Source organism: Mycobacterium paraffinicum, assembly GCF_025822865.1.
GTDB classification, from domain to species: Bacteria; Actinomycetota; Actinomycetes; order Mycobacteriales; family Mycobacteriaceae; genus Mycobacterium; species Mycobacterium paraffinicum.
In genome coordinates this window covers 483,133-508,475 of record NZ_JACKUR010000027.1, presented here as the reverse complement: position 1 = coordinate 508,475, position 25,343 = coordinate 483,133, and the positions used below count along the sequence as shown (strand labels likewise).

The window sequence follows — 25,343 nt, the reverse complement described above, 5'->3', positions numbered from 1 at the left end:
TGCGGCGCCGCTGCGTGTAGTTGACCGGCGGCAGCGATAGTCTGCTGCGGTGTCCGCATCTGACGGCAATACCGCCGCCCAGTGGGTGCCCACCGGGTCGGTCACCGTTCGGGTGCCCGGAAAGGTCAACCTCTATCTGGCGGTCGGCGACCGCCGCGAGGATGGCTATCACGAGCTCACCACCGTCTTCCAGGCCGTCTCCCTGCTCGACGAGGTGACGGTCCGCAACGCAGACGTGCTGTCGCTCGAGCTCGTCGGCGAGGGCGCCGACACACTGCCCACCGACGAACGCAACCTCGCCTGGCAGGCCGCCGAACTGATGGCCGAACACGTCGGCCGGGCGCCCGACGTGTCGATCATGATCGACAAATCCATCCCGGTGGCCGGCGGAATGGCCGGTGGCAGTGCCGATGCGGCCGCGGTGCTGGTCGCGATGAACTCGCTGTGGGAGCTCAACGTGCCCCGGCGCGACCTGCGCATGCTCGCCGCGCGGCTGGGTAGCGACGTGCCCTTCGCCCTGCACGGCGGCACCGCGCTGGGCACCGGCCGCGGCGAGGAGTTGGCCACCGTGTTGTCGCGCAACACCTTCCACTGGGTGTTGGCCTTCGCCGACGGCGAGTTGCTGACCCCGGCGGTGTTCGTCGAGCTGGACCGGCTGCGGGAGGCAGGGGACCCACCGCGGCTTGCCGGCCCGGGCCCGGTGCTGGCGGCCTTGGCCGCGGGCGACCCGGAACAGCTGGCGGCACTGCTGGGCAACGAGATGCAGGCGGCCGCGGTGAGCCTGAATCCGAAGCTGCGCCGGACCCTGCGCGCCGGGGTCGAGGCCGGTGCGCTGGCGGGCATCGTGTCCGGCTCGGGCCCGACATGCGCCTTCCTGTGCGCCTCGGCCGCCTCGGCGGTCGACGTGGGCGCCCAGGTGTCCGGGGTAGGCGTCTGCCGCACGGTACGGGTCGCCAGTGGGCCGGTCGCGGGGGCGCGTGTGGTGCCGACCCCCACCGAAGTGTGAAAAACAACCCAAATTTGCATTCGTTTGGGCTGTTCCCTAAGAGGAGTTTAAGATATCCGCGGTGACGAGTCGCGTTGAGCAAGATCACTCATTATCGTCGTCCGCCGGGGTCTCCGGCGGGCGACTGATGCTTCGGGCCCACCGGCGGTTTTCGGGCTCGCTTCGCGCTTACGCGCCGGCCGGACGGCTGGTAGCCGACTCATCGCCGATTCGAGACCTAACCGCTGCCCGACTGTGTTTGCGCGCCTGTTCCGAAGCGTTACCCAGTCGGCGGAATATGAAATCCCGGGCGTTGCGCCAAGCGCCGGAACCGAGGAGGTTTGCGTGAGCAGGTTTACCGAGAAGATGTACCGCAATGCGCGCAACGCGACGACGGGCATGGTCACCGGTGAACCGCACGAACCGGTCCGGCACACCTGGGGCGAGGTCCACGAACGGGCCCGTCGCATCGCGGGCGGCCTGGCCGCCGCCGACATCGGCCTGGGCGACGCGGTCGGCGTGCTCGCCGGCTTCCCCGTGGAGATCGCCCCGACGGCCCAGGGCCTGTGGATGCGCGGGGCCAGCCTGACCATGCTGCACCAGCCCACGCCGCGCACCGACCTGGTCGTGTGGGCCGAGGACACCATGACCGTCATCGGCATGATCGAGGCCAAGGCCGTCATCGTCTCCGAGCCCTTCCTGGTGGCCATCCCGGTGCTCGAGGAGAAGGGCGTCAAGGTCCTCACCGTCGCCGACCTGCTGGCCTCGGAGCCGATCGACCCGATCGAGGTCGGCGAGGACGACCTGGCGCTGATGCAGCTGACGTCCGGTTCGACCGGATCGCCAAAGGCCGTGCAGATCACCCACCGCAACATCCACTCCAACGCCGAGGCCATGTTCATCGGCGCCCAGTACGACGTCGACAAGGACGTCATGGTCAGCTGGCTGCCCTGTTTCCACGACATGGGCATGGTCGGCTTCCTCACCATCCCGATGTATTTCGGCGCGGAGCTGGTCAAGGTCACGCCGATGGACTTCCTGCGCGACACGCTGCTGTGGGCCAAGTTGATCGACAAGTACAAGGGCACCATGACCGCGGCGCCCAACTTCGCCTACGCGCTGCTGGCCAAGCGGCTGCGCCGCAACGCCAAGCCCGGCGATTTCGACCTTTCCACCCTGCGTTTCGCGCTCTCGGGTGCCGAGCCCGTCGAACCCGCCGACGTGGAGGACTTGCTCGACGCCGGCAAGCCGTACGGGCTGCGGCCGTCGGCGATCCTGCCTGCCTACGGCATGGCCGAGACGACGCTGGCCGTGTCGTTCTCGGAGTGCAACGCCGGGCTGGTCGTCGACGAGGTCGACGCCGACCTGCTTGCCGCCCTGCGCCGCGCCGTGCCCGCCACCAAGGGCAACACGCGCAGGCTGGCGACGCTCGGCCCGCTCCTGCAGGACCTCGAGGCGCGCATCATCGACGAGAACGGCGACGTGATGCCGCCGCGCGGCGTCGGTGTCATCGAGCTGCGCGGGGAGTCGCTGACGCCCGGCTACCTGACCATGGGCGGTTTCATCCCGGCGCAGGACGAGAACGGCTGGTATGACACCGGCGACCTCGGCTACATGACCGAGGACGGCCACGTCGTGGTCTGCGGCCGCGTCAAGGACGTCATCATCATGGCGGGCCGCAATATCTACCCCACCGACATCGAGCGGGCCGCCTGCCGCGTCGAGGGGGTGCGGCCCGGCTGCGCCGTCGCGGTGCGCCTGGACGCCGGCCACTCACGCGAGACGTTCGCCGTCGCGGTCGAGTCCAACGCCTGGCAGGACCCGGCCGAGGTGCGCCGCATCGAGCACCAGGTCGCCCGCGAGGTGGTGGCCGAGGTCGACATGCGGCCGCGCAACGTCGTGGTGCTGGGGCCGGGCACCATCCCGAAGACGCCGTCGGGCAAGCTGCGCCGGTCCCACTCCGCCACCCTGGTCACCTAGGCCGCGCCGACCGCCCACACGGCGGGACGTTTACCAGGCGTGGACCTGGTTCTGCGCCGGCTCCAGTCCCAGCTCGACGAGCAACTCGGTGGCATCCGCGGCCTGCTGGCAAATGGTGGGGACCTCGCCGCGCTCGGCGGCGGTGAAGTTCTCCAACACGAACGCCGCCGGGTCTTTGCGTCCCGGCGGCCGGCCGATCCCGATGCGGACCCGCTGAAACTCCTTGGTGCCCAGCGCGGACGCGACCGAGCGCAGCCCGTTGTGGCCGCCCTCGCCGCCGCCGATCTTGAGCCGGATGCGGCCGAAGTCGAGGTCGAGGTCGTCGTGCACGACGACGATGTCGGCCGGTGTCACCGAGTAGAACTTCGCCAACGGCCCGACCTGGCGGCCGGACTCGTTCATGTAGCAGCGCGGCTTGGCGACCAATACCGAATGCCCCGCCAGCCGGCCGCTGACCACCTCGGCGCCGGAACGCTTGTGCACCTTGAACTTTGAGCCGAGCCGTTCGGCGAGCAGGTCGGCGACCATGAACCCGAGGTTGTGCCGGGTGCGGGCGTAGTTGTCTCCGGGATTGCCCAGGCCGACCACCAGCAACGGCTCGGCCACGTTGGGAGTCCGCCTACTCGGACTCGTCCGCGGGGGCCTCGGCCTCGCCGGCTTCCTCTTCCGCGGGGGCTGGTTCGGCCTCGGCGACCTCGCCCGCACCCTCTTCCTCGAGGTCCTCAGCGGTCGGCGCGGTGACCACGTTCACCACCAGCATCTCCGGGTCGGAGATCAGGTTCACGCCCTTCGGCAGGGCGACCTGCCCGGCGGTGAACTGGGTGCCCGGCTCGGCGTCCTCGACGGACACCGTCAGCTGCTCGGGGATCGAGAGCGCGTCGGCCTCGATCTCGATGGTGTTGGTGTCCTGGGTGACCAGGGTGCCGGGAACGGCGTCGCCCTCGATGACGACTCGGACCTCGACGACGACCTTCTCGCCGCGCCGCACGACCAGCAGGTCGGCATGCTGGATGGTGCGGCGAATCGGGTGGATGTCGAGCGCCTTGGTCAGCGCCAGCTGTTCCTTGCCGTCGATGTCCAGGCTCAGCACCGCGTTGGTGCCCGCGTGGCGCAGCACGGCTGCGAAGTCGTGGCCGGGCAGCTCGAGGTGCTGCGGGGCGGCGCCGTGGCCGTAGAGGACGGCGGGAATCTTGCCTTCGCGGCGGGCGCGGCGGGACGCGCCCTTGCCGGTTTCGGTTCGCACCGTGGCGGTGAGTTGGTTGCCTGCGGATTTGGCCATCGTGTCGCTCCTGTGTGCTCAATGCCTGAGTGTGGGGGCACGGCCGGGGTCGCGACAGTTTCGTCGGTCTCCGTCGATAACGGTGCTGGCTGGCCAGCCACCCTCGCCGTGACGCCCGGTCAGGTTAGCGCATCTGCACCTCAGAGCGGAAATTTGGTGCCGGTGAGCTGCTCGGACAGCTCCCACAGCGCCGCCGCCATCGCGGGGTCCTGCGCCCGGCGGCTGCGCCCGACCGGCTGGGTGCGGCCGGCCTGACCGAACCGCGGGCCGACGAACGTGTCGCCCGGCAGGTCCTGCGACGCCGCGTACAGCGTTTGCCGAGCGCCGAAGTCGGCGTCGGTGGCCACCACCCGGGTGACGGCCGACATCAGCGCGTCGCCCAGCTTGCGGCCGGAGGCGCCCTGCAGGTTGGTGTGCGAGTAGCCGGGATGGGCGGCCAGCGCGCGCAGCGTGGAACCGGCCGCCGCCAGGCGTCGCTGCAGCTCGCTGGTGAACAGCAGGTTCGCGAGCTTGGACTGGCTGTAGGCCAGCCAGGGCGAGTATCGCCGCCGCTCCCAGTTCAGGTCGTCGAGGCTGATCCGCCCCGGCCAGTGCGCCATCGACGACACCGTGACCACCCGGTCGGTGAGCCTGGGCAGCAGCAGGTTGGTCAGGGCGAAGTGGCCGAGGTGATTGGTGCCGATCTGGCTCTCGAACCCGTCGACGGTCCGGGCGTACGGGGCGGCCATGATGCCCGCGTTGTTGATCAGCACGTCGACCTTGTCGACGCCGTCGGCGAACTCCCGCACCGACGACAGATTCTGCAAGTCGAGCGGGCGCACCTCGACCGGGCCGGTGTGCGAACCCCTGATCTGCAGCGCGGCCTTCTCGCCCTTGCGAACGTCGCGGACCGCCATGACGAGCGTGGCGCCCCGCCGCGCCAGCTCGCGGGCCGTCACCGCGCCGAGCCCGCTGTTGGCTCCGGTGACGATCACGGTGCGCCCGGCGAACGACGGCAGGTCTGCGGCGGTCCAGTTTGTCATGGCTGATGAGCCTAATAGGACTCCCTCAGTGCCCGGTGTCGAACTCCAGCGGCACCGTGGTGGGCCCGGTGATGCCGGTGATGGCCCTCCACTGCGCGGGGCCGGCTGCGCGGGGATTGGGCAGGCGCTGGTGTGGAATTCACCAAGGACCAGCACTGCACATGATCACGTTGAGATTGCCGCCAAGGCTGTGGTTGTAGCCCCGATCACGACATGGTGGCAATCTCGCCGACCAAAGGCCGAAGTCACTTCGCCGCGACGACGAACCCTCGCATGATCGTCTCGATGTCGGTCGACTGCGCGACCGCCTCGTTGGCCAGGCCGGTAATGGTCAGCTGAACCAGGTATCGCTGCTTGGCGGGCGGGGAACCGGTGGCGATGACGATCCGGTTGAAGCTGTGCAGCCGTGTGCCATCCAAGTCGTAGCTGCCCTGAATCATCGACGAGGGGAAGCCGTTGTAGGGCGTCGTCGAGGCGTCCAGCTGCTTGAAATCCTCGAACAATTGGGCGTCGTCGTTGCCGTGCTGGATCACCTGGGCGGCATCGAAATCGCCGTGCAGGACGAACACCACGAGTCTGGCGGTCGGATACTTGCCGCCCTTGGAGATCATCAGCGTCTTCGGGGAGATGTTCGGATTGTTCGCCACCGACCAGCCCGGGGGCGTCGGTATCGACACCGTCAGGTCGGGCAGGTTGCCCGGCGCGACTTGCTCGCCGGTCACGCCGATGTTCTGCAGATATTGCGACAGCGGCACGGGCTTGGCCACCCGTGTCGTGGTGGTCGTGGTTGTCGGCGTCGTGGACCAGATCGATTGATAGTCGGGCGTTTTCGGGCCGCACGCCACCGCGGGCAGCGTCAGGGCGATGGCCGCGGCCGCGCAGGCACGTCTCACAGAATCTCGCGGACCGTGTCGACCGGCCGAGCCAGCCGGGTGCCCCTCTGCGTGACGACGAACGGCCGTTCGATCAGGATCGGGTGTTCGACCATGGCGTCGAGCAACTGGTCGTCGGTCGCATCGGCGAGATTGAGCTCGGAGTACAGCGATTCCCGCTTGCGCACCGCGGTGCGCACGTCGATCCCGGCGTCGTTGATCATCTGCACCAGTTCGTCGCGCGACGGCGGGTTCTTCAAGTACTCGACGACGGTCGGCTCGAACCCACTGTCGCGCAAGAGATCCAACGTGTTTCGGGAGGTGCTGCACCGGGGATTGTGGTAGATGACCGTCTCGTCTGGCCGTGCAGGCATCTAGGCGTCCCCGTCGAATAGCCCCGTGACGGAGCCGTTTTCGAAGACGGCGCGAATGGTGCTGGCCAACAGCGGCGCGATGGACAGGACGGTGAGCTGGGGGAAGCGTTTCTCCTCGCCGATCGGCAGGGTGTTGGTGACGATCACCTCGCGAGCACCCGAGGCCGCGAGCCGCTCGGCGGCCGGGTCGGACAGCACGCCGTGGGTGGCCGCGATGATGACGTCGGCGGCGCCGTCATCGCGCAACAGCTGCACAGCGCCGGCAATCGTGCCGCCGGTGTCGATCATGTCGTCGATCAGCACGCAGGTCCTGCCCTGCACCTCGCCGACGACGCGGTTGGACACCACCTGGTTGGGCACCCGAGGATCCCGGGTCTTGTGGATGAAGGCCAGCGGGACGCCACCCAATGCGTCGGCCCACTTCTCGGCGATGCGCACCCGGCCCGAGTCCGGGGAGACGACCACCATGTTTCCGTCCGGGTAGTTGTCCCGGATGTAGCCGGTGAGCAGGTTCTGCCCGCGCATGTGGTCGACCGGGCCGTCGAAGAAACCCTGGATCTGGTCGGTGTGCAGGTCCACCGTCACGATCCGGTCGGCGCCCGCCGTCTTGAGCAGGTCGGCGACCAGTCGCGCCGAGATCGGTTCGCGGCCGCGATGCTTCTTGTCCTGGCGGGCGTAGGGGTAGAACGGCATGACGGCGGTGATCCGCTTGGCGCTGCCCCGCTTGAGCGCGTCGATCATGATCAGCTGTTCCATCAGCCAGTCGTTCACCGGCGCCGGGGCCGACTGCAGGACGAACGCGTCGCACCCGCGGACCGACTCGTGGAACCGGACGAAGATCTCGCCGTTGGCGAACTCCCGGGCCGTCTGCGCGGTGACGTGGACGTCGAGCTCCTTTGCCACCTGCTCGGCCAACTCCGGGTGCGCTCGGCCGGAGAAGAGCATCAGGTTTTTGCGGTTGTCGGTCCAGTCGTGGCTCAACGCGCTGCCCTCGCCGTTCGGATCAGAAGTGGATGGCCAATCGTACGTAGCGAATGGTACGGAAATGTGGCCGGGTTACCAGATACCAAAGTCACGATGTCGATTCGGGCTCGGCTGTGTCGTCGGTGGCCCCGGCCGGTTCTCGGGTCGCCTTTTCGGCCGCTTCGGCGGCCGCGCTGCCCGGTCGTTTGCGCTGCACCCAGCCCTCGATGTTGCGTTGCGGTCCGGCGGACACCGCCAGTGCGCCCGGGGGGACGTCGTCGCGGACCACGGTCCCCGCGCCGGTGTACGCCCCGTCGCCGACCGTCACCGGGGCGACGAACATGGTGTCCGAACCGGTGCGCACGTGCGAGCCGATCGTGGTGCGCCGCTTGTTGGTGCCGTCGTAGTTGACGAAGACGCTGGACGCTCCGATGTTGCTGTGCTCGCCGATGTCGGCGTCGCCGACGTAGGTCAGGTGCGGAACTTTCGTGCCGGTGCCGATCGTCGAGTTCTTGGTCTCGACGAACGCGCCGAGCTTGCCGTCGTCGCCCAGCACCGTCCCGGGCCGCAGGTAGGTGAAGGGGCCGACCGTGGCGCCGGCGCCGATGGCCGACGAGGTGCCGTGGGTGCGCACCACCGATGCGCCGTCGCCGACGGTGACGTCGGTGAGCGTGGTGTCCGGGCCGACGACGCAGTGGCCGCCGAGCCGGGTACGGCCCAGCAGCTGGGTGCCGGGGTGGATGACGGTGTCGCGGCCGATCGTGACGTCGACGTCGATCCAGGTGGTCGCGGGGTCGACGACGGTCACCCCGGCCATCTGGTGCGCGGCGACGATCCGGCGGTTGAGTTCGGCGCCCAGTTGCGCGAGCTGGACGCGGTTGTTGACGCCGGCGACCAGGGCGCTGTCGTCGACGCGCTGGGCGTGGACGGCCTGCCCGTCGCCGCGCAGGATCGAGATGACGTCGGTCAAGTACAGCTCCTGCTGGGCGTTGTTGGAGCTCAGCCGGCTCAGCGCGGAGCGCAGCGCGGCGACGTCGAAGGCGTAGACGCCGGCGTTGACCTCGCGGATTTCACGCTGGAAGGGTGTCGCGTCGGCGTCCTCCACGATCGCGGTGACCTCGTTGTCCTGGGTGCGCAGGATGCGCCCGTACCCGGTGGGGTCGGCGAGCGTCGTGGTGAGCACGGTCGCGGCGGCCGATCCCGCGTTGTGGGTCGCGATCAGGTCGGCCACGGTGTCGGAGTCCAGCAGCGGCGTATCGCCGGAGGTCACGACGACGACGCCGGCGTAGTCCTCGGGCAGCGCGGACAGGCCGCACAACACCGCGTGGCCGGTACCGAGCGGGCGGTCCTGCAGGGAGACCTCGATGCCGCGCCCCAGGTCGTCGGCCCACTGGGCGACCAGCGGGGAGATGCGCTGGTGGTCGTGGCCCAGGACCACCACCAGATGTTGCGGCGCGACCTTGGTGATCGCGTGCAGCAGGTGGGACAACATGCTGCGACCGGCGATCGTGTGCAGCACCTTGGGGGTGTCCGACCGCATCCGGGTGCCGGGCCCGGCCGCGAGCACCAGGACCGCGGTATCACCACGAGACGCCATCAACTCTCCTCAACCCCGGCGTGCGCGCTGGCACGACGACACGCCGTCAAGCGTGGCACTTCACATGATGTTGACGCAAAGACAGGGGCCTGGGCGATCACTCATGTCCACTCGCGACTGTGGGCCCTGAGTATGGAAACCGCCGCCTCGAATTCGTGCATAGGCCCCACTACTCGACGAGCCAAGCTCCGTCGCCAGGACTCGAACCTGAACTATCTGAACCAAAATCAGAGGTGCTGCCGATTACACCACGACGGATTGCAAGCCTTTTGGGCCCGCGCCACCAACAGACTTTAGACGGTGGGCGGGCCGATCGCGGCGCCGAGGGAAAGACGGGCGGTTCGGTGCGCGCGACCCTATACGCTGATTGACGTGGCTGTTCTCGATAAGGAGCCGGACAAAGAGGCCCGCGCGCCGCGCGCCCGGATGACCGGTACCGAGCGCCGACAGCAACTCATCGGCATCGCACGCTCGCTGTTCGCCGAACGCGGTTATGAGGGTACCTCCATCGAGGAGATCGCGTTGCGCGCCAACGTGTCCAAGCCGGTCGTCTACGAGCACTTCGGCGGCAAGGAGGGGCTGTACGCCGTGGTCGTCGACCGCGAGATGTCGGCGCTGCTGGACGGCATCACGTCGTCGTTGACCAACAACCGGTCCCGGGTGCGGGTCGAGCGGGTCGCGCTGGCGCTGCTCACGTACGTCGAAGAGCGCACCGACGGCTTCCGCATCATGATCCGCGACTCACCGGCCGCGATCAGCTCGGGCACCTACTCCAGCCTGCTCAACGACGCCGTCAACCAGGTCAGCTCCATCCTGGCCGGCGACTTCGCCCGCCGCGGCCTGGATCCCGAGCTGGCGCCGCTGTACGCCCAGGCGCTGGTGGGCTCGGTCTCGATGACGGCCCAGTGGTGGCTCGACACGCGTGAGCCCAAGAAAGAAGTGGTAGCGGCGCACCTGGTCAACCTGATGTGGAACGGGCTGACCCATCTGGAAGCCGACCCGCGGCTGCAGGACGACGGTTAGCCGCGGTCGCGGGCCAGCAAGTCGGCGATCGTTTCACGGCGGACCAGTTCGCGGGCCCGGCCGTCCCGCACGCCGACCACCGCCGGGCGGCCGACCAGGTTGTAGTTCGACGCCATGCTGTGGTGATAGGCGCCGGTGCAGGCCACCGCCAGCAGGTCGCCGGGACGCAGGTCGGCGGGTAGCTCGATGTCGCGGGCGATCTCGTCGCCGGCTTCGCAGTGCCGGCCGGCCACGGTGACGCGCTGCTTGAGGCCCAGCGGGTGCCGGTTCGCCAACGCGACGGTGTAGCGGGCGCCGTACAGCGACACCCGCGGGTTGTCGCTCATGCCGCCGTCGACGGCGACGAAGGTGCGCCCGCCCGACTGCGTCTTCACCGAACACACCCGGTAGAGGGTGACGCCGGCCCGCCCGCTGATGGCCCGGCCCGGTTCCACCACGACGCTCGGGCGGGGGAAGTGCTCGGCGGCGCAGGCGTCGTCCAGCGCGTCCTCGATGACGCGGGCCAGCTCGTCGAGGTCCAGCTCGGCGTCGCCCGGGACGTAGGGGACGGCGTGCCCGCCCCCGAGGTTGAGTTCGGTGAGGATGACGCCGTGCCGGGCCCGGATGTCGGCCATGGCGGCGATCAGCCGGTGAATCGCCTCGCCGTACAGCGCCGGGTCGGTGACCTGCGAGCCGATGTGGCAGTGCAGGCCGACCAGGTCGAGGATCGGGTGGGCCAGCGCCCGCCTCACCGCGTCGGCGGTATGGCCGCCGGCGAGAGTGAACCCGAACTTCTGGTCGCTGATACCCGTGGTGACCGCCCGGTGTCCGTGGATATCGATGTCCGGGGTGACCCTGATGAGCACCGGCTGGCGCCGGCGGGCCACGCCCGCGAGGTAGGCGATCTCCATGCACGAATCCACCACGATCCGCCCCACCCCGGCGCGGACAGCGTCGCGCAACTCGTCGGGCGATTTCGCGTTGCCGTGCATGATGATCCGCGCCGGGGCGATTCCGCCGGCGAGGGCCACGGCCAGCTCACCGCTCGAGCAGACGTCGATACCGAGGCCCTCTTCGCGGACCCACCGGGCCACCGCGGTGGTCAGCAGCGACTTTCCGGCGTACACCACCTGAATGCCGCGCAGCGCCTTGCGGTAGCGGCGGGCGCGGCGCCGGAAGTCGGTTTCGTCGAGCACGTAGGCCGGGGTTCCGAACTCGTCGGCGATATCGGCCAGGGGTACACCGCCGACGCTGAGCCTGCCCTCCTCGTCGGGGTGGGCGGTGATGGGCCAGATCGCGGGATCGAACCGCGGGGGAGCCGCGTGGCCCAGGGACGGCAGGATGTCCAGCAATGTCATGAATCCAACGTGCGCCCGCGTCGGGTCGGGGGCCGTTTTCCTAACGATCCCTTGACGGCGCCGGGGTCAAAATTGACGAATTCTGGCGCCCCTAGAATGGATTCATCATGACCGCACCGGGGCCTGCTCGCCCAGAACCCCCGATCGCGGGGCTCGTTGAATTGGCGCTCACCGCGCCGACCTTCCAGCAACTGATCGAAAGCGCGGCAGGGCGACCGGCCGAGCTGCACCTGGTGGGTCCGGCCAGCGCACGGCTTTTCGTCGCCAGCGCGCTGGAGCGGTTGGGTCCTCTGCTGGTAGTCACCGCGACCGGGCGTGAAGCCGATGACCTGACCGCCGAACTTCGCGGCGTCTTCGGCGACGCCGTGGCGGCCTTCCCGTCCTGGGAGACCCTGCCGCACGAGCGGCTTTCTCCGGGCGTCGACACCGTCGGCGCCCGGCTGACGGTGCTGCGCCGGCTGGCCCATCCCGACGACGCCCGGTTGGGTCCACTACTGCGCGTCGTGGTGACCGCCGTCCGCTCACTGCTGCAGCCGATGACGCCGCAGCTGGGCCTGCTCGAGCCGGTGACATTCAGCGTCGGACAGGAGATCGCCTTCGAGGAGGTCGTCGCCCGGCTGGTCGAGCTGGCCTACACGCGGGTCGACATGGTCGGCCGGCGGGGCGAATTCGCCGTGCGCGGCGGGATTCTCGACGTTTTCCCGCCGACCGCCGAGCATCCGGTGCGCATCGAGTTCTGGGGCGACGAGGTCAGCGAGATGCGGATGTTCTCCGTCGCCGACCAGCGCTCCATACCCGAGATCGAGGTGGAGACCGTCATCGCGGTGGCCTGCCGCGAACTGCTCCTGACCGACGACGTGCGGGAGCGCGCCGCCGCGCTGGCCGCCCGGCATTCCGGGGTCGAGCCCGCCATCACCGGCAGCGTCACCGACATGCTGGCCAAGCTGGGCGAGGGCATCGCGGTCGACGGCATGGAGGCGCTGCTGCCGGTCCTGCGGCCCGGCGAACACGCGCTGCTGACCGACCAACTGGCCGAGGGCACCCCGGTGCTGCTGTGTGACCCCGAAAAAGTGCGCACCCGGGCCGCCGACCTGATCAAGACCGGCAGCGAGTTCCTCGAGGCGTCGTGGTCCGTCGCGGCGCTGGGCACCGACGCCCCCGTCGACGTCGCGCAGTTCGGCGGGTCGGGGTTCGCCGAGCTGGACGACGTGCACGCCGCGGCGGCGCGCTCGGGTCATCCCTGGTGGACGTTGAGCCAGTTGTCCGACGAGTCGGCGGTGGAGCTGGAGATCCGGGCGGCGCCGTCGGCCCGCGGGCACCAGCACGACATCGACGGCATCTTCGCCATGCTGCGCGCGCACGTATCGACCGGCGGCTACGCCGCGGTCGTCGCCCCGGGCGCCGGCACCGCCCATCGTGTCGTCGAGCGGCTGGCCGACTCCGACACCCCCGCGGCGATGCTGGAACCGGGCGCGGCCGACACCACGCTCAAACCGGGGATCGTCAGCGTCCTCAAGGGCCCGCTGCACGACGGTGTCGTCATCCCGGGCGCCAACCTGGTCGTCATCACCGAGACCGACCTGACCGGCAGCCGGGCCACCGCCGTCGAGGGCAAGCGGCTGGCGGCCAAGCGGCGCAACACCGTCGATCCGCTGGCGCTGACGGCCGGCGACCTGGTGGTGCACGACCAGCACGGCATCGGCCGGTTCGTCGAGATGACGGAACGCACGGTCGGCGGGGCGCGGCGGGAGTACCTGGTGCTCGAGTACGCCTCCAGCAAGCGGGGCGGCGGGTCGGACAAGCTCTACGTCCCGATGGACTCGCTGGACCAGCTGTCCCGGTACGTCGGCGGGCAGGCGCCCGCGCTCTCCAAGCTGGGCGGCAGCGACTGGGCCAACACCAAGACCAAGGCCCGTCGCGCCGTCCGCGAGATCGCCGGCGAGCTCGTCGCGCTGTATGCGAAACGGCAGGCCAGTGCCGGGCACGCCTTCGCGCCGGACACCCCGTGGCAGGCCGAGATGGAGGACGCGTTCGGCTTCACCGAGACCGTCGACCAGCTCACCGCCATCACCGAGGTCAAGGCCGACATGGAGAAGCCGATCCCGATGGACCGGGTGATCTGCGGCGACGTCGGCTACGGCAAGACCGAGATCGCGGTGCGCGCGGCCTTCAAGGCCGTCCAGGACGGCAAGCAGGTCGCCGTGCTGGTGCCCACCACGCTGCTGGCCGACCAGCACCTGCAGACGTTCACCGATCGAATGGCCGGCTTCCCGGTGACCGTCAAGGGGCTCTCCCGGTTCACCGACAACGCCGAGTCCCGCGCCGTGATCGAGGGCCTGGCCGACGGGTCGGTGGACGTGGTGATCGGCACGCACCGGCTGCTACAGACCGGGGTGCGCTGGAAGGACCTGGGCCTGGTCGTTGTCGACGAGGAGCAGCGGTTCGGCGTCGAGCACAAGGAGCACATCAAGTCGCTGCGCACCCACGTCGACGTGCTGACCATGAGCGCCACCCCGATCCCACGCACGCTGGAGATGAGCCTGGCGGGGATCCGCGAGATGTCGACCATCCTGACCCCGCCCGAAGAGCGCTATCCGGTGCTGACCTACGTCGGGCCGCACGACGACAAGCAGGTGGCGGCCGCCTTGCGGCGCGAGCTGCTGCGCGACGGGCAGGTCTTCTACGTGCACAACCGGGTGAGCTCCATCGACCGGACGGCGGCCCGGATCCGCGAGCTGGTGCCGGAGGCGCGGGTGGTCGTCGCGCACGGGCAGATGCCCGAGGAGCGGCTGGAACGCACGGTGCAGGGGTTCTGGCACCGCGAGTACGACATCCTGGTGTGCACGACGATCGTGGAGACCGGGCTGGACATCTCCAACGCCAACACGCTGATCGTCGAGCGCGCCGACACCTTCGGGCTTTCGCAGCTGCACCAGCTGCGCGGCCGGGTGGGGCGCAGCCGCGAGCGCGGTTACGCGTACTTCCTGTACCCGCCGCACGCCCCGCTGACCGAGACGGCCTACGACCGGTTGGCGACCATCGCGCAGAACAACGAGCTGGGCGCGGGCATGGCGGTCGCGTTGAAAGACCTCGAAATCCGTGGCGCCGGCAACGTGCTGGGTGTCGAGCAGTCCGGGCACGTCGCCGGGGTCGGGTTCGACCTGTACGTGCGGCTGGTAGGCGAGGCCGTGGAGGCATACCGGGCGGCGGCCGACGGTCAGACGGTGACCACCGCCGAGGAGCCCAAGGATGTGCGGATCGACCTGCCGGTGGACGCCCACCTGCCGCCGGACTACATCGCCAGCGACCGGCTGCGGCTGGAGGCCTATCGGCGGCTGGCCGCGGCGGGCTCGGACAGCGAGATCGCGGCCGTGATCGAGGAACTCGTCGACCGCTACGGTGCGTTGCCCGAACCGGCCCTGCGCCTGGTGGCGGTCGCGCGGTTACGGTTGCTGTGCCGCGGCGCCGGCATCACCGAGGTGTCGGCCCCGTCGGCGGCGACCGTGCGGCTCTCGCCGATAACGCTGCCCGATTCGGCCCAGGTGCGCCTCAAGCGGATGTATCCGGCCGCGAGCTACCGCGCCACGACTTCCACGGTGCAGGTGCCCATCCCGCGGGACGGGGGCGTCGGTGCGGCACGCATCCGCGACGTGGAGTTGGTGCAGATGGTGGCCAATCTGGTGACGGCGCTGCAAGGTAAACCCCAGACGGATGTTGATATAACGAGTTCACCTGCAGCGATGGCCAGTGAGGAGCGGCAAGCGCGATGATCCGCGCCGGCGACGAGGCAAAGCGATGCGATGGGGTGGGGGCACCACCCGCTCGCGGGGGAGAGCGGCGTCCATGATCGTCGTATTGTTCGACCCCCGCCGCCCTTCGCTGGTGCCGGTCGAGGCGATCGAACACCTCAGCGGTGAGGTGCAGTACACCGAGGAGATGCCGGTCGCCGTGCCGTGGTCGCTGCCCGCGGCGCGTCCGGTGCATGCCGGGGACCCCGATGATCCAGCGCCGGTGCTGCTGTCGTCGGACCCCGAGCATCCCGCCGTCACCGCCCGGCTGGCGGCCGGCGCCCGGTTGATCTCCGCGCCGGAGACACCGCGCGGCGAACGACTGGTCGATGTGGTGGCCATGATGGACAAACTGCGCACCGCCGGGCCGTGGGAGAGTGAGCAGACTCACGACTCGTTGCGCAGGTTCCTGCTCGAGGAGACCTACGAACTGTTGGACGCGGTCCGCAGCGGCAGCGCCGACCAGCTACGCGAAGAACTCGGCGACGTGTTGCTGCAGGTGCTCTTTCACGCGCGCATCGCGGAGGACGCCCCGCAATTTCCCTTCACCATCGATGACGTCGCCGTCACGCTGATGCGAAAGTTGGGCAATCGGGTGCCGGGTGTGCTTGCGGGTCAGACCATTTCGCTCGAAGAGCAATTGGCCCAATGGGAAGAGCGCAAGGCGGCCGAAAAGCCGCGGAAATACGTGATGGACGAGGTGCATACCGGGCAGCCGGCGTTGGCGTTGGCTCAGAAGGTGATTCAGCGTGCCGAGAAGGCCGGCCTGCCCGCCGATCTCATCCCCGTCGAGATCACCTCCATCTCGGTGTCGGCCGATGGCGACGCGGAAAGCGCGCTGCGCACGGCGGTTCTGGAGTTCGTGGACACGGTCCGCGCAGTCGAGCGGGCGATCGCCGCGACGCGCCGCGGCGCGGGTGTTCCGGAGGAATTCGACGTCGCCCCGCTCGGCGAGGTCACCGAAGACGAGTGGCGTGCGCACTGGCCGTCGGACGAGGTGCCCGACGAGTCTGCGGCGGATGCGGTTGCCGACGACGCCTGACCGCTGATGCTGCGTCAGCTAACCGATAGTTTGCCGAAATCGTGCGCTGGCCGCCCCGATAGGGCCGGGCAGCACCGCAACCCATGGGACGATGGTTGTGCGGAAGTTGGTGCCGGGGAGTCGAGGGAGCTTTAACCAGCATGGTGTCGCCGAGGCGTTGGTTGCGCGCGGCCGCCGTGATCGGCGCGACCGCGATGCTGCTGGCCTCCAGTTGCACGTGGCAGCTCAGCCTGTTCATCCCGGAGGGCGTCCCGCCGCCTGCCGGGGCGCCGGTGCCGCCGGTGGACACGCACGCCAGCGGTCGGCCCGCGGACCAGCTTCGGGCCTGGGCCGAACAGCGCTCCCCGACCCTGGAGATCCCGGTGATCGCGCTGGAGGCCTACGCGTATGCCGCCCGGGTCGCCGAGGTCGAGAACCCGAAGTGTCATATCGCGTGGACCACACTGGCGGGCATCGGGCAGGTCGAGAGCCACCACGGCACCTATCGCGGCGCGCGGCTGGCGCCCAACGGTGACGTCAGCCCCCCCATTCGCGGTGTCCGCTTGGACGGCAGCGGCGGCACCCTGCGCATCGTCGACAGCGAGGAACCGGTGACGGATGACGACGGGGTGGTGCGGGCCATGGGGCCGATGCAGTTCATCCCCGAGACCTGGCGGTTGTACGGCGTCGACGCCCACAACGACGGCCGCCTCAGCCCGGACAACATCGACGACGCCGCGCTGGCGGCCGCGGGCTACCTGTGTTGGCGGGGTAAGGATCTGGCAACGCCGCGGGGCTGGATAACCGCGCTGCGGGCCTACAACAACTCCGGCGTCTACGCGCGCGCGGTGCGCGACTGGGCGACCGCTTATGCGGCGGGTCACCCGCTGTAGCAGGATGTATCAGGCCCTACGCTAACGGCGGCGAGGCCGGCACCAGCTACGACGCAAGGAGAAACTCAGTGCCGATTATCGAGCAGGTCGGGGCGCGCGAGATCCTCGATTCCCGCGGTAACCCGACGGTCGAGGTCGAGATTGCCCTGATCGACGGGACCTTTGCCCGCGCGGCGGTGCCGTCCGGCGCGTCGACCGGTGAGCACGAGGCCCATGAGTTGCGCGACGGCGGTGAGCGTTACGGCGGCAAGGGCGTGCAAAAGGCGGTGCAAGCCGTTCTCGACGAGATCGGCCCGGCGGTGATCGGGCTCAACGCCGACGACCAGCGGCTGGTGGACCAGGCGCTGGTCGACCTGGACGGCACCCCCGGCAAGTCCCGGCTGGGCGCCAACGCGATCCTCGGCGTCTCGCTGGCCGTCGCCAAAGCGGCCGCCGACTCGGCCGAGCTGCCGCTGTTCCGCTACGTCGGCGGACCCAACGCCCACATCCTGCCGGTGCCGATGATGAACATCGTCAACGGCGGTGCGCACGCCCACACCGCCGTCGACATCCAGGAGTTCATGGTGGCCCCGATCGGCGCCCCCAGCTTCAGCGAGGCGCTGCGCTGGGGCGCTGAGGTCTACCACTCACTCAAATCGGTGCTGCAAAAGCAGGGGTTGAGCACCGCCCTGGGTGACGAGGGCGGCTTCGCGCCCGACGTGGCGCACACCAAAGCGGCCCTTGACCTGATCTGCCAGGGCATCGAGTCGGCGGGCCTGAAACTCGGTACGGATGTGGCGCTGGCCATTGATGCGGCGGCCACCGAGTTCTACAACAAGGGCACCGGATACATCTTCGAGGGCAGCACCCGCAGCGCCGAGCACATGGCGGAGTTCTACGCCGACCTGCTCGGCGCCTACCCGCTGATCTCCATCGAAGACCCGCTGTCCGAAGATGATTGGGACGGCTGGGCGGCGCTGACGGCGGCGATCGGCGACCGTGTGCAAATCGTCGGCGACGACATCTTCGTCACCAATCCCGAGCGCCTGGAAGAAGGTATCGAGAAAGGCGTCGCAAACGCGTTGCTGGTCAAGGTGAATCAGATCGGCACGCTGACCGAGACTCTCGATGCGGTTGCGCTGGCGCACCACAGCGGGTACCGCACGATGATGAGCCATCGCAGCGGCGAGACCGAAGACACCACGATCGCCGATCTGGCGGTGGCCGTCGGCAGCGGGCAGATCAAGACCGGTGCGCCCGCCCGCAGTGAGCGGGTCGCCAAGTACAACCAGCTGCTGCGGATCGAGGAGGCGCTGGGCGACGCCGCTCGCTACGCCGGCGATCTGGCGTTCCCGCGGTATGCGCCGGAGGCCAAATAGCTTGCCCGCCAAGCCGGATCCGAAACGGCGCTCCCCGGCATCGCGTCCGGGGAAGGCCGGGGATTCGGTTCGGCGCCGCCGCACGGCCAAGCCGTCTTCCAAGCCGTCCCAAACCGCGAAGCAGCCCAACGCGCGGTCGGTCGAGCATGTCGTCGAGCCCATCAAGCGACACGCGGTCGAATCGGTCGAACAGCGGTCCGAGCAGCGCTTGGGTTTCACCGCGCGGCGGGCGGCGGTGCTCGCCGCGGTCGTCTGCGTGCTGACGCTCACCATCGCCGGCCCGGTGCGGACCTACTTTGCACAGCGCACGGAGATGAATCAGTTGATGGCAAGCGAAGCCGCGTTGCGCGCCCAGATCGCCGAACTCGAGCAGAAGAAGGCCAAACTCGGTGATCCGGCCTACATCGCCGCGCAGGCCCGCGAGCGGCTCGGCTTCGTGAAGCCGGGCGACATCCCGTTCCAGGTCCAGCTGCCCCAGAGCGCGGCGTCACCTTCCGAGCCGGGAAGCCAGGCGGCGAAACCCGCCAACAGCGATCCCTGGTACACGTCGCTCTGGCACACCATCGCCGATGCGCCACACCTGCCGCCGGCCAATGTTCCCCCGGTCGAAGTCCCGCCCGCCCCGTCGGAACCGGGCCCGGCCGGTCCCGTTCCGCCGGGCCCACCGAACCCCACGGCGCCCGGTGGTTGATCGTGCGGACCTGGAGGCCGTGGCGCGTCAGCTCGGGCGTGAGCCACGCGGCGTGCTCGAGATTGCCTACCGCTGCCCCAACGGCGAGCCCGGCGTGGTGAAGACCGCGCCGAAACTTCCTGACGGAACGCCGTTTCCGACGCTGTACTACCTGACACATCCGGCGTTGACCGCGGCCGCGAGCAGGCTGGAAACGACGGGCTTGATGCGTGAGATGACCGAGCGGCTGCGGCGTGACCCGCAATTGGCGGCCGCGTACCGGCGAGCCCACGAATCGTATCTGGCCGAACGGGACGCGATCGAGCCACTGGGCACGACGTTTTCCGGTGGCGGAATGCCGGACCGGGTCAAGTGCCTGCACGTGCTGATCGCGCACTCGCTGGCGAAGGGACCCGGTTGCAATCCCCTCGGTGACGAGGCGCTGGCGATCCTGGCCCCCGAGCCGGCAATGGCGGGTGTTTTGCCGGCGGACCAATGGTGAGCAGGCTCGCCGGAATCGACTGCGGCACCAACTCGATTCGTTTGCTGATCGCCGATGTGAGCGACGGCCGGCTGCGCGACGTTCATCGGGAGACCCGGATCGTGCGGCTGGGGCAGGGCGTCGATGCGACGGGCGAGTTCGCGCCGGAGGCGATCGCCCGAACCCGCGGCGCTTTGACCGATTACGCGTCACTGCTCGAGCGCCACGGCGTCGAGCGGGTGCGGATGGTGGCCACGTCGGCGGCGCGCGACGTCGCCAATCGTGATGTCTTCTTTGCGATGACGGCCGACGTGCTGGGCGCTGTGGTGCCGGGCGCGGTGGCGGAGGTCATCACCGGCGCCGAAGAGGCGGCGCTTTCCTTCCGTGGAGCCGTAGGCGAATTAGACCCTGCTGCGGGGCCTTTCGTGGTCGTCGACCTGGGCGGCGGTTCTACCGAGATCGTCGTCGGCGGCGAGGCGGTGGTGGCGAGCTACTCGGCCGACATCGGTTGCGTCCGGCTGACCGAACGCTGCCTGCACTCGGACCCACCGACGTCCGACGAGGTGGAGGAGGCCCGAGCGGTGGTGCGCGAACGTCTTGAGGTCGCGCTGGGCGTGGTGCCGGTGGAGGGGGCGCGGACCTGGGTCGGGCTGGCCGGCACGATGACCACGCTGTCCGCGCTGGCCCACAACATGACGACGTATGACTCTGCGGCCATTCATCTTTCGCGAGTCTCCGGCGGCGATCTGCTGGCGGTGTGCGAGCGGTTGATCGCGATGTCTCGATCCGAACGTGCGGCGCTGCCGCCGATGCACGAGGGGCGTGCCGACGTGATCGGCGGGGGTGCGATCGTGGTCGAGGAGTTGGCGCGCGAGTTGCGCGCCCGCGCCGGCATCGACGAGCTGACCGTCAGCGAGCACGACATCCTGGACGGCATCGTGCTGTCGATCGCGGAGTGAGTCACAGCCGCCACTTGCGTCTTTGTGCCGGAGGACTCGACGATTTGCCCGCCTCGCAGCGACAAGGCCGGGGTGTCGGGCTTCGGTCGTTCGGGGGAGTCACAGCCGCCACTTGCGTCTCCGTTCCGGAGGACTCGACGATTTGCCCGCCTCACAGCGACAAGGCCGGGGTGTCATACCGGTATGCGATGGTGCGGCGATGAACCTTCAGGGAATCGAACTGCGTTACGTGCTCACGACGTACATCGCTCACAACGGGCCCGCGACCATCGGCGAAATGATCGAAGCTCTCAGCCGGCAGGGTTTTCAGGTCCCCGGCCGGGCCTCGAAGGTCATCTCGGACGCCTTGCGTTGGGAGATCGGCCGAGACAGGGTGCGTCGTGTCGACCGCGGCCGATACGGACCGAGGTCCATCCCGCGCTCCACCGAACACCGAATCCATCAGCGCGTGCTCGCTCTGCGTGAGGCGGCGCGTTGTCGCTATGAGGCGGGCAAATCGTCGAGTCCTCCGACGCAGGGGCGCGAGTGACAGATGTGACTACGGCACACGGCCACGCAAACCTCACGCCTCGAACCGATACCCCATGCCCGACTCGGTCAACAGATGCTTGGGGTGCGACGGGTCGTCCTCGAGTTTGCGTCGCAGCTGCGCCAAATACACTCGCAGGTAATGGGTTTCGGTGGCGTACGCCGGGCCCCATACCTCTTTGAGGAGCTCTTCGCGGCCGACCAGCTTGCCGCGATTGCGGACCAGCACTTCCAGCATCCCCCATTCGGTCGGGGTGAGATGGACCTCGGCGTTGTTCTTGGTGACCTTCTTGGCGGCCAGATCGACGGTGAACGCCTCCGTCTCGATCACCGGCTGCTCCAGCTCGGACACGGCGGCATTGCGCCGGACGGCCGCCCGCAGCCGGGCCAAAAACTCGTCCATCCCAAAGGGTTTCGTGACGTAGTCGTCGGCCCCGGCGTCCAGGGCCTCCACCTTGTCCGACGAGTCGGTCCGCGCCGACAACACGATCACCGGCGCGGTGAGCCAGCCGCGCAGGCCGGCCAGCACGTCGATACCGGAGATGTCGGGCAGGCCCAGGTCGAGGATCACCACGTCGGGCTTGTGTTCGGCGGCGGCCCGCAGCGCGCCCGCACCGCTCGAGGCGGTGATCACTTCGTATCCCCGCACGGACAAGTTGATGCGCAGCGCCCGCAGGATCTGCGGCTCGTCGTCGATCACCAACACCCGAGTCATTGCTCACCCATCGGTTCCGGGGCAGCCAACTCCACCGTCACGGTCAGCCCTCCGCCCGGAGTGTCACCGGCCGAGATGGTGCCGCCCATCGCTTCGACGAAGCCCCGCGCAACCGACATGCCCAGACCCACCCCCGTGCTGTTGTCCTGATCACCGAGGCGCTGGAACGCCTCGAAAATCTGCTCCTCTGCACCGTGCGGAATGCCGGGACCCTCGTCGATGACGTTGATCAAGACCCGATCGCCCACACGCCCCGCGTTGACCCGCACCACACAGTTGGGCGCGTATCGCAGCGCGTTGTCAATCAGGTTGGCCAGAACGCGTTCCAGCAGCCCCGGGTCGGCCAGGGCGACCGCGTCGCCCACATCGACCTTGACCCGATCGATGGCGGATCGGTAGAAGCCCGTGGCGCCCTTACCGATGCTGATCAGCGCCCGCTGCACCGTTTCCTCCAGGTAGACTCTGCGCAGGTCCGGGTGCACCACGCCGGCGGCCAGGCGCGACGAATCAAGCAGGTTTCCCACCAGCGCGGTCAGCTGGTCGATCGACTCCTCGATGGTCGCCAGCAGTTCCGCCGTGTCGGCGGGCGAAAAGGCGATGTCCTCCGCGCGCAGGCTGGAGACCGCGACCTTGGCCGCCGCCAGCGGCGTGCGCAGGTCGTGGCTGACCGCTGACAATAGGGAGCGGCGCAGCTCGTCGGCGCGCACGATCGCCTCGGCCCGGCTGGCTTCCTCGGCCAGCTCGCGCTGCCGGATCAGACCCGCGGCCTGCTTGGCCACCGCGCTCAGCACCCGGCGATCGCGCGCCGAAAGTTTCCTGCCGGCCAACAACATCCAGAACTCGTCGTCGCCGACCTCGATCGCGGTGTCGGCGGAATCGACGTTGACACAAGGATCCCTGCCCACGCAGGCGACGACGTCGGCCTTTCTGCCGCCCGCGCGATCCTCTTCGCCGCGTTCGCGCAGCATGCTGACCGCGCGTTGCGAGTAGGTCTCGCGCACGCGCTCGAGCAACGTCTCGAGATCGGCACCGCGCAACACCGAGCCCGCGAACAGAATCAGCAGCTCGGCCTCCTGCGAGGCGCGCCGGGCTTCCCGGGTGCGTTTGGCCGCGCCGTCGACCAGCACCGCGACCGCCACCGCGATGATCAGCAGCACCAGTTCGGTGATGGCGCTGTTGGGTTCGGCGATGGTGAAGCTGTGCCGCGGGGCGATCAGGAAATAGTTCAGCAGCAAACCGGACAGCACCGCCGAAAGTGCCGCGGGGGCAACACCTCCGAGCAGCCCGACCAGCAACACCCCGATAAAGAACAAGGCGCTCTCGCCGCCGGTAACCAGATACGGGTCCAACCAGGTGACCGTGACCGCGCAGATAGCCGACGGCACGATGATGGCCGCCAGCCATGACGCCACCCGCCGCTCGTTGGGCGCCAGTGACGCCGCGCGGAAGCCGCGTTTGGATTCCTCGTGGGTGACCAGGTGCACGTCGATCTTGCCCGACTGCTCGACGATCCTCGCGCCGATGCCCTCCTCGAAGATGCGCGTCCACCGCGACCGACGCGAGGTGCCGATCACCAGCTGGGTGGCGTTCATCTCGCGGGCGAAATCGAGTAGGGCAGTGGCCACGTCGTCGCCGACCACGGTATGCAGCGAGGCGTCCAGGCTGCTCGCCAGCTCACGGATCTTGGCCATCCGGGCCTCCGACAGGCCGGCCAGACCGTCACCGCGGATGACGTGCACCACCATCAACTCGGCGCTGGACTTCGAGGCGATCCGGGATGCCCGTCGCACCAACGTTTCCGACTCCGCGCCGCCGGTGACCGCCACCACGACCCGCTCCCGGGCCTCCCACATCTCGGTGATCTTGTTCTCGGCGCGGTATTTGGCCAGCGCCGTGTCGACCTGGTCGGCCAGCCAGAGCAGCGCCAATTCCCTTAGCGCGGTGAGATTTCCGCGGCGGAAGTAATTGGACAGCGCCGCATCGATGCGCTCGGGCGCGTACACATTGCCGTGGGACAGCCTGCGGCGCAAAGCCTCCGGTGTGATGTCGATCAGCTCAACCTGCGACGCCTGCCGGACGATCGAGTCCGGGATGGTCTCTTTTTGTTCGATGCCGGTGATTTGGGCGACCACGTCGTTGAGGCTTTCCAAATGCTGGACATTGACGGTGGAGATCACCGTGATTCCGGCGTCGAGCAGTTCCTCGACGTCCTGCCAGCGCTTGGCGTTCTTGCTGCCCGGGGTATTGGTGTGCGCGAGCTCGTCGACGAGCACGACTTGCGGTCTGCGCGCCAGGACGGCCGGGACGTCGAGCTCGGGGAAGCTGCCGCCGCGGTATTCGATGTAGCGCGGCGGAATGAACTCGATGCCCTCAAGCAGCTCAGCGGTTTTCGCCCTGCCGTGCGTCTCGATCACGCCGGCCACGAGGTCGGTACCGCGTTCGAGCCTGCGATGAGCCTCGCCCAGCATCGCGTACGTCTTGCCCACCCCCGGAGCGGAGCCGAGGTAAATCCGCAGCTCGCCGCGTTTGGGACGGTGGTCAACGACACTCACGTCAACCATCATCCCCCTATCGCGCTAGCTCGAGACCGGATATTTGTGATCGAGTGCCAGGTTGAGTTGCAACACATTGACGCACGGTTCACCGAAAAACCCGAGGGTGCGGCCGCTCCGACTCTGCGCCAACACCGCACGTATCTGATCGGGGCTGACGTGCCTTGCCTTGGCGACCCTGGCCACCTGGAGGTCGGCGTAGGCCGGCGAGATGTCGGGGTCCAGGCCGCTGCCGCTGGCGGTGACGGCGTCGGCGGGCACGGCCGGGTTGGCGGGTGCGGCGCCGCGGATCGGCACGATCTGGCCGATCGTGTAGTCCTCGCCGTACTTGGCGCATTCGACGCGCACACCCTCGTAGAGCGCCAGGAACGGCGTCGCCGCCTGGCACGGTTCGTTGACACTGACCACCCGGGTGGGGTGGACGACGTTCCCCCGGGCGTCGCGAGGTCCGATCACCGACAGGACGGCACCCACGCCCCCGCCCGTGCAGAACGGCCGCGAACCGTCGACCCGTTCGAGTTGGCCCACCGCGGCGCTGCGCGAACAGACCGTTGTCAGCAGGCTCGGCTTGAAGCCCGCATCCGATGCGGACTTGCCGGCCGCCAGTTGGGTCGGATCGGCGGGTGTGTCGACGATGCTCTCCGGCCCGAGGTTGCTCGCGCCCGACGAGAGCGGGTCGTAGCCGTTACCGGCCGCCGAGGGGCGGCTCTGGAAGTACTGCGGCAGCGGGTTGCCGTCCTTGTCGGTGAACAGCTGACCGATGAGCCGGCTGCCGACCGGCTTTCCGTTTGCGGTGAGGATCGACCCTTCCGCCTTGTCGTGCAGTCCGGGCAGTTGCGCGACCAGCCAGATGACCAGCGGGTAGGCGATGCCGGTGATCGCGGTGAGCACCAGCAATGCGCGAAAGGCCGCCCAGTGCATGCGGACGAAACTCGAAAACTTCATG

At 68.9% G+C, this 25,343-nt stretch carries 22 protein-coding genes and 1 tRNA gene; 11 read left to right on the top strand and 12 right to left on the bottom strand.

Annotation, left to right across the window (positions count from 1 at the left end):
- The first annotated feature begins 49 nt into the window (after positions 1-49).
- Complete coding sequence (locus tag H7J89_RS20085) at positions 50-1,006, top strand: 4-(cytidine 5'-diphospho)-2-C-methyl-D-erythritol kinase (RefSeq protein WP_264045869.1); 957 nt, start codon at positions 50-52, stop codon at positions 1,004-1,006.
- A 324-nt stretch (positions 1,007-1,330) separates the two neighbouring features.
- Entirely contained in the window at positions 1,331-2,965 is a 1,635-nt protein-coding gene (locus tag H7J89_RS20080) for a fatty acyl-AMP ligase (RefSeq protein WP_264045868.1), read from the top strand.
- Between the two features lie 30 nt (positions 2,966-2,995).
- Here the strand turns inward: H7J89_RS20080 and pth are convergent, their stop codons facing one another.
- The 8 genes from pth to H7J89_RS20040 all read right to left on the bottom strand — a co-directional run bounded on the left by pth (position 2,996) and on the right by H7J89_RS20040 (position 9,330).
- Complete coding sequence (gene pth / locus H7J89_RS20075; RefSeq protein WP_264045867.1) at positions 2,996-3,571, bottom strand: aminoacyl-tRNA hydrolase; 576 nt, start codon at positions 3,569-3,571, stop codon at positions 2,996-2,998.
- 13 nt (positions 3,572-3,584) lie between these two features.
- Complete coding sequence (locus H7J89_RS20070) at positions 3,585-4,244, bottom strand: 50S ribosomal protein L25/general stress protein Ctc (protein WP_264045866.1); 660 nt, start codon at positions 4,242-4,244, stop codon at positions 3,585-3,587.
- 140 nt (positions 4,245-4,384) lie between these two features.
- The gene (locus H7J89_RS20065) at positions 4,385-5,266 is read right to left on the bottom strand and encodes an oxidoreductase (RefSeq protein ID WP_264045864.1); all 882 of its coding nucleotides are present in this window, start codon (positions 5,264-5,266) and stop codon (positions 4,385-4,387) included.
- Between the two features lie 245 nt (positions 5,267-5,511).
- Positions 5,512-6,159: an LpqN/LpqT family lipoprotein gene (locus tag H7J89_RS20060; RefSeq protein WP_264045862.1), complete on the bottom strand. Its 648-nt coding sequence runs from the start codon at positions 6,157-6,159 to the stop codon at positions 5,512-5,514.
- A complete protein-coding gene (gene arsC / locus H7J89_RS20055) occupies positions 6,156-6,512 on the bottom strand; it encodes an arsenate reductase (glutaredoxin) (RefSeq protein ID WP_264045860.1) in 357 nt (118 codons plus the stop codon). The genes H7J89_RS20060 and arsC overlap by 4 nt, the downstream gene beginning before the upstream one ends.
- Positions 6,513-7,493: a ribose-phosphate diphosphokinase gene (locus tag H7J89_RS20050; protein WP_066957338.1), complete on the bottom strand. Its 981-nt coding sequence runs from the start codon at positions 7,491-7,493 to the stop codon at positions 6,513-6,515. It lies immediately after the preceding gene.
- Between the two features lie 91 nt (positions 7,494-7,584).
- The gene (glmU, locus tag H7J89_RS20045; protein WP_264045857.1) at positions 7,585-9,072 is read right to left on the bottom strand and encodes a bifunctional UDP-N-acetylglucosamine diphosphorylase/glucosamine-1-phosphate N-acetyltransferase GlmU; all 1,488 of its coding nucleotides are present in this window, start codon (positions 9,070-9,072) and stop codon (positions 7,585-7,587) included.
- Positions 9,073-9,258: 186 nt separating this feature from the next.
- Positions 9,259-9,330 (bottom strand) — tRNA-Gln (locus H7J89_RS20040).
- Between the two features lie 168 nt (positions 9,331-9,498).
- Between H7J89_RS20040 and H7J89_RS20035 the strand changes: the two genes are divergently transcribed.
- Positions 9,499-10,095 (top strand): TetR/AcrR family transcriptional regulator, encoded by a 597-nt coding sequence (locus H7J89_RS20035; RefSeq protein ID WP_156622474.1) that lies wholly within the window; start codon positions 9,499-9,501, stop codon positions 10,093-10,095.
- Here the strand turns inward: H7J89_RS20035 and lysA are convergent.
- A complete protein-coding gene (lysA, locus tag H7J89_RS20030; RefSeq protein ID WP_264045855.1) occupies positions 10,092-11,432 on the bottom strand; it encodes a diaminopimelate decarboxylase in 1,341 nt (446 codons plus the stop codon). The genes H7J89_RS20035 and lysA overlap by 4 nt on opposite strands.
- A 107-nt stretch (positions 11,433-11,539) precedes the next feature.
- Between lysA and mfd the strand changes: the two genes are divergently transcribed.
- The 8 genes from mfd to H7J89_RS19990 all read left to right on the top strand — a co-directional run bounded on the left by mfd (position 11,540) and on the right by H7J89_RS19990 (position 21,131).
- Entirely contained in the window at positions 11,540-15,202 is a 3,663-nt protein-coding gene (gene mfd, locus H7J89_RS20025) for a transcription-repair coupling factor (RefSeq protein WP_264045853.1), read from the top strand.
- Positions 15,203-15,275: 73 nt separating this feature from the next.
- Complete coding sequence (locus H7J89_RS20020) at positions 15,276-16,262, top strand: nucleoside triphosphate pyrophosphohydrolase (protein ID WP_264045851.1); 987 nt, start codon at positions 15,276-15,278, stop codon at positions 16,260-16,262.
- 143 nt (positions 16,263-16,405) lie between these two features.
- A complete protein-coding gene (locus tag H7J89_RS20015; RefSeq protein ID WP_156744684.1) occupies positions 16,406-17,134 on the top strand; it encodes a lytic transglycosylase domain-containing protein in 729 nt (242 codons plus the stop codon).
- A gap of 68 nt (positions 17,135-17,202) precedes the next feature.
- Entirely contained in the window at positions 17,203-18,492 is a 1,290-nt protein-coding gene (gene eno / locus H7J89_RS20010; protein ID WP_264045848.1) for a phosphopyruvate hydratase, read from the top strand.
- Entirely contained in the window at positions 18,473-19,183 is a 711-nt protein-coding gene (locus H7J89_RS20005) for an FtsB family cell division protein (RefSeq protein ID WP_345317383.1), read from the top strand. Before eno ends, H7J89_RS20005 begins: the two co-directional genes overlap by 20 nt.
- Positions 19,176-19,664 (top strand): DUF501 domain-containing protein, encoded by a 489-nt coding sequence (locus H7J89_RS20000; protein ID WP_264045843.1) that lies wholly within the window; start codon positions 19,176-19,178, stop codon positions 19,662-19,664. The genes H7J89_RS20005 and H7J89_RS20000 overlap by 8 nt, the downstream gene beginning before the upstream one ends.
- Positions 19,658-20,602: a Ppx/GppA phosphatase family protein gene (locus tag H7J89_RS19995; RefSeq protein WP_264045841.1), complete on the top strand. Its 945-nt coding sequence runs from the start codon at positions 19,658-19,660 to the stop codon at positions 20,600-20,602. The genes H7J89_RS20000 and H7J89_RS19995 overlap by 7 nt, the downstream gene beginning before the upstream one ends.
- A 199-nt stretch (positions 20,603-20,801) precedes the next feature.
- On the top strand, positions 20,802-21,131 hold the full coding sequence (locus H7J89_RS19990; protein WP_264045839.1) for a hypothetical protein: 330 nt from the start codon (positions 20,802-20,804) through the stop codon (positions 21,129-21,131).
- 33 nt (positions 21,132-21,164) lie between these two features.
- Here the strand turns inward: H7J89_RS19990 and H7J89_RS19985 are convergent, their stop codons facing one another.
- Genes H7J89_RS19985 through H7J89_RS19975 form a run of 3 tightly spaced genes read right to left on the bottom strand, consistent with a single transcriptional unit; the run spans position 21,165 to position 25,342 of the window.
- Positions 21,165-21,845 carry a response regulator gene (locus H7J89_RS19985; RefSeq protein ID WP_264045837.1) on the bottom strand — a complete coding sequence of 227 codons (681 nt, stop codon included), beginning with the start codon at positions 21,843-21,845 and terminating at the stop codon, positions 21,165-21,167.
- Complete coding sequence (locus H7J89_RS19980; RefSeq protein ID WP_264045835.1) at positions 21,842-24,409, bottom strand: ATP-binding protein; 2,568 nt, start codon at positions 24,407-24,409, stop codon at positions 21,842-21,844. Before H7J89_RS19980 ends, H7J89_RS19985 begins: the two co-directional genes overlap by 4 nt.
- Positions 24,410-24,421: 12 nt before the next feature.
- Complete coding sequence (locus H7J89_RS19975) at positions 24,422-25,342, bottom strand: potassium-transporting ATPase subunit C (protein ID WP_264045833.1); 921 nt, start codon at positions 25,340-25,342, stop codon at positions 24,422-24,424.
- Position 25,343 lies beyond the last annotated feature (1 nt).

Excerpts from the sequence above, each read along its gene's own strand:
- H7J89_RS19990 (WP_264045839.1), top strand. The coding sequence starts at position 20,802 with ATGAACCTTCAGGGAATCGAACTGCGTTACGTGCTCACGACGTACATC.
- H7J89_RS20020 (WP_264045851.1), top strand. The coding sequence starts at position 15,276 with ATGATCGTCGTATTGTTCGACCCCCGCCGCCCTTCGCTGGTGCCGGTC.
- H7J89_RS19980 (WP_264045835.1), bottom strand. The coding sequence starts at position 24,409 with ATGATGGTTGACGTGAGTGTCGTTGACCACCGTCCCAAACGCGGCGAG.
- H7J89_RS19985 (WP_264045837.1), bottom strand. The coding sequence starts at position 21,845 with ATGACTCGGGTGTTGGTGATCGACGACGAGCCGCAGATCCTGCGGGCG.
- H7J89_RS20070 (WP_264045866.1), bottom strand. The coding sequence starts at position 4,244 with ATGGCCAAATCCGCAGGCAACCAACTCACCGCCACGGTGCGAACCGAA.
- lysA (WP_264045855.1), bottom strand. The coding sequence starts at position 11,432 with ATGACATTGCTGGACATCCTGCCGTCCCTGGGCCACGCGGCTCCCCCG.
- arsC (WP_264045860.1), bottom strand. The coding sequence starts at position 6,512 with ATGCCTGCACGGCCAGACGAGACGGTCATCTACCACAATCCCCGGTGC.
- mfd (WP_264045853.1), top strand. The coding sequence starts at position 11,540 with ATGACCGCACCGGGGCCTGCTCGCCCAGAACCCCCGATCGCGGGGCTC.
- H7J89_RS20065 (WP_264045864.1), bottom strand. The coding sequence starts at position 5,266 with ATGACAAACTGGACCGCCGCAGACCTGCCGTCGTTCGCCGGGCGCACC.
- H7J89_RS20005 (WP_345317383.1), top strand. The coding sequence starts at position 18,473 with ATGCGCCGGAGGCCAAATAGCTTGCCCGCCAAGCCGGATCCGAAACGG.
- H7J89_RS20035 (WP_156622474.1), top strand. The coding sequence starts at position 9,499 with ATGACCGGTACCGAGCGCCGACAGCAACTCATCGGCATCGCACGCTCG.
- H7J89_RS19995 (WP_264045841.1), top strand. The coding sequence starts at position 19,658 with ATGGTGAGCAGGCTCGCCGGAATCGACTGCGGCACCAACTCGATTCGT.
- H7J89_RS19975 (WP_264045833.1), bottom strand. The coding sequence starts at position 25,342 with ATGAAGTTTTCGAGTTTCGTCCGCATGCACTGGGCGGCCTTTCGCGCA.
- glmU (WP_264045857.1), bottom strand. The coding sequence starts at position 9,072 with ATGGCGTCTCGTGGTGATACCGCGGTCCTGGTGCTCGCGGCCGGGCCC.